Origin of the sequence: Porcipelethomonas ammoniilytica (assembly GCF_025567485.1) — a bacterium.
GTDB lineage: Bacteria > Bacillota > Clostridia > Oscillospirales > Ruminococcaceae > Porcipelethomonas > Porcipelethomonas ammoniilytica.
On the sequence record NZ_JAOQKH010000047.1, the window covers coordinates 810 to 4,167 of the forward strand.

Consider the following 3,358-nt stretch of genomic DNA (forward strand, 5'->3'; position numbering starts at 1 on the left):
CCAATTGTTATCTTTTGGAATTCCCAAATGTTTAATGCTTATATAGGAAAACCGATTTATATAATTATTGGAGAGCAAATTTCTGCAAATAAAAATATAAAATCAATAGAAATGACAGTCCAAAGTACTAAAATTAAAAAAGGATATATTAAGAAAATTGATAATATAAATGCAGAAATTATACTGTGTGATGGTGGACATATATTTACTGAATTAACCACATGTTATAATACATGGCATGATGCAAATAGAGATTTACAATTAATATAGATTATCGGAAAGGAAATAAAAATGAATAATATACAAGAATTTTTATATGAAAATTCACCGATCAGAATGATTGAAAGTAACGGTGAAACGTGGTGGGTGTTGAGTGATATATGTAAGGTATTAGATTTATCAACACCGTCAAAAGTTGCGGATAGACTTGATTTAGATGAAAAGGGTATGACTTCAATTCATACCCTTGGAGGTAAACAAAATGCAACAATAGTCAATGAAAGTGGGTTATATTCAGTAATTCTCCGAAGTGATAAGCCTGAAGCCAAAGCTTTTCGCCGATGGATTACCCATGAAGTACTTCCGGAGATACATAGAACCGGAGGATACAATGCAATAAATGCTGAAATATTGGAAGATTCAAGTCTGACAGCAGCTTCAAAAACTATATTTATGTACTTATGCAGATGTGCGAAGGGTAAATCAGAGTTTGTAATAAGTCGTTCAAAAGTACTGAACGACTTGAAAATGGGTACAGACATGTATACAAATCATCTTAACAAGCTTAAACAGTCAGGATACATAAGCTCTGAGCCTTGCCGTAATGAAAAGGGACGTATTTGCGGTATTAAGTTTTATATTAATTATCCAAATTCGTACAATAAGCTTGAAAATAATGGTTTTAGAAAACTGGATAATAAATAATTCGCCAATGGCGAATGGAAAGGAATTTAAAATAATGAAATTCAGAGAAATATTTAAAGGGAAATGTTGTATATGCCAAAAGGAATTTAGTACGTCAAAATTATCATTACCATTTAAAAATAATTACATATGTACAAAATGTGCTAACGAATATGAAAAAGAAATACGATGTATTGATAAAAGCATTAAAGTAAATGAAACAGGATTAAAGAAAAAGTTTGAAATGGATGCACTTCTTCCGGAAATTGGGATTGTTACTTCTATAGCTGTGTGTACACAAGAAGATATAGGACTATTTATTTTATTGAATTCAATAGCATTATTAATAAATATTTTTTTGATATGGTTGGAATGTAGAAATTAATGTTTAAATATAAAATTAAATGTAGATTTAATAAATTTTTTTAAGTTCAACATTTTGTCCATGTATTTTTCTAATAACTTATATAATGAAAAAATTATTACATAAAATATTATGTATTTTGGGTCATAAAATTTAAATAACGAAATAAAATATGCAATTATTATAAAATATAAAGTTTTTAAATACTCTTTAAAATAATTTTTTTTAAATTGTTCTTCGTATTCTTTACTTTCAAGATTTAAATCAGTTTTTGTTTCAACTTCTAGGTATTTTAATGTCATGTTATATCTCATTACATATTTTATAAAGGCAAAAATTACTGATACTGAAAATAGAATGTCTAAATATAAATTAGAATTTGGAATTTTATTCAATATTATAGTTATAAAATCTACTCTTTGTTTTGATAATAATAGAGTTATATGTATAGATACTACTAACCAAAAACAATCAGAAGCACTTATTGATTTAATTTTTATTAATTCTTTTATTTCTTTTACAATATTATCCATATTTAAGCTATGACCTCCATTTTTTATATTATACCATAAAATTACAAAAATAAAAAGGAGAAAAAATTATGTTAAAATGTTATTTATGTGAAAGTACAAAAAATGTACAGAAAGTCAAAGAAAAATGTTTATGTGAGAATTGTCGTTATCAAATAGTTTTTCGTAGTTTAATATTTAAAGAAAAAAGACAATCCAATTTGAAAGCTTATATTATGGGAATTTTGGTTTCTCTTTCAGCTTTTGGATTTACATTATTCACTTATTTGATTAATTAAAAATGCTGTCTAAAATTTATAAATAAAAAATTCGCCAATGGCGAATTGAAGGGAAGCGATAAATTATGATTGAGAATCCATGCCGGAACTGTGCAGCAAGATATCCGGCGTGTCATGACAATTGTGTGAAGCACATTATTTACAACAGTATCCGCAGACGGCGTAAAGAGAAAATACAGGAAAGTATGAGGGAGTGTACAGATCATATGTATAAACCCAATAAAAATTCCCTGTTTTCACAGGGAATCTGTTAATTTCCTCCCGGACCGTCGTGACGTTCACGGGTATCAGGTTTGCTTTTCTGGTGAGTGCTTGTCCACTGATTATTACCAGCTGTTTTCTTGTTTTGTTTTTCTTTTTCAGACATTTTAACACCTCCGGTTGTAAATTATTTTATTCAAAATTAAAATATTTTATACATAAAAATAATTCGCCAATGGCGAATGGAAAGGACAAAAAATGACACCAGAAGATTGGAAGAATGTTGAGGATGCTTTATCAAGTCCATACGGCAGTGTAAATTTAAAAATAGACGGCTATGATATAACAATAATGTGCGTTGTGGAAAAGCCGCTGCATTATTGTCTTGGAGTATATGTTGATGGAAAAATTAAAGGTGAATGGATTAGTCAGGACTGTGAGATTCGCCGCAAATTTTATCAGAAGCATACCAGTTCTTTACTGGATTCCAAGCAGAAAAAACGTCTGAAGCGTGAGAAAAAAGATTTTAGAGAGAAAATTCTGAAAGAATACTCTTATGATTGGTATGAACCCTATTGGAAGTCAGTCAGATCAATGAAATCACACTTTATTAAAAATAATAAGATTATAGAATTAGTGGAGGCGGTTTAGAATAATGGAAGAATTACCGGATTGGTTACAAAAATGTTTGAAATGTCGGCATTGTTACACATTGAAAACAGACGATCGTGAATATTATTGCCGTAAACGAAATGGCAAATGTGAATTCAAAGAATATAAATCAAAAAATGGGAGGAATAAAAAATGAGGATAAATATTGTAATTGATGTTGATGTGAGAGAGTCAGGTTTCAGCAGTGAAGATGAGATAAAGGATAATATTGTGGATTTTACAAGGGATCTACTTAATAACGGTGCTGAAAATCAAGGTATAGGTTATACGTTATGTGAAGTTGATTATAATAATTGCTATCAAGTTGTTAACGATAAGATATTTAACAAACATTCAAGCTTTAATCCCAAAAAATACATAAAAGAAATGCTGTTAAATGAAGAAACATTTGATGTAGCTATTTTGACTGT

7 protein-coding genes are annotated in these 3,358 nt (G+C 28.9%); 6 read left to right on the plus strand and 1 reads right to left on the minus strand.

The genetic code is table 11. The annotated features are described in order from the left end of the window. The 3 genes from OCV67_RS12860 to OCV67_RS12870 form a co-directional block, all read left to right on the plus strand. Window positions 1-270, plus strand: a 270-nt coding sequence (locus OCV67_RS12860) for a hypothetical protein (protein WP_262644641.1), incomplete at its 5' end; no start/stop codon positions are given. Window positions 271-291: 21 nt separating this feature from the next. After that, window positions 292-924 (plus strand): BRO-N domain-containing protein, encoded by a 633-nt coding sequence (locus tag OCV67_RS12865; protein ID WP_147644342.1) that lies wholly within the window; start codon window positions 292-294, stop codon window positions 922-924. A gap of 34 nt (window positions 925-958) precedes the next feature. Then, window positions 959-1,288 (plus strand): hypothetical protein, encoded by a 330-nt coding sequence (locus OCV67_RS12870; RefSeq protein WP_147644343.1) that lies wholly within the window; start codon window positions 959-961, stop codon window positions 1,286-1,288. Here OCV67_RS12870 and OCV67_RS12875 read toward each other — a convergent pair. Continuing rightward, complete coding sequence (locus OCV67_RS12875) at window positions 1,285-1,800, minus strand: hypothetical protein (protein ID WP_147644344.1); 516 nt, start codon at window positions 1,798-1,800, stop codon at window positions 1,285-1,287. The two genes, OCV67_RS12870 and OCV67_RS12875, sit on opposite strands and share 4 nt — an antisense overlap. A 340-nt stretch (window positions 1,801-2,140) precedes the next feature. Between OCV67_RS12875 and OCV67_RS12880 the strand changes: the two genes are divergently transcribed. From OCV67_RS12880 to OCV67_RS12890, 3 genes are all read left to right on the plus strand, one after another. Then, window positions 2,141-2,329 carry a hypothetical protein gene (locus tag OCV67_RS12880; protein WP_147644345.1) on the plus strand — a complete coding sequence of 63 codons (189 nt, stop codon included), beginning with the start codon at window positions 2,141-2,143 and terminating at the stop codon, window positions 2,327-2,329. Window positions 2,330-2,534: 205 nt separating this feature from the next. Next, window positions 2,535-2,927 carry a hypothetical protein gene (locus OCV67_RS12885; RefSeq protein ID WP_147644346.1) on the plus strand — a complete coding sequence of 131 codons (393 nt, stop codon included), beginning with the start codon at window positions 2,535-2,537 and terminating at the stop codon, window positions 2,925-2,927. A 153-nt stretch (window positions 2,928-3,080) separates the two neighbouring features. Further along, the coding region (locus OCV67_RS12890; RefSeq protein WP_147644347.1) for a hypothetical protein at window positions 3,081-3,358 on the plus strand (278 nt) is incomplete at its 3' end.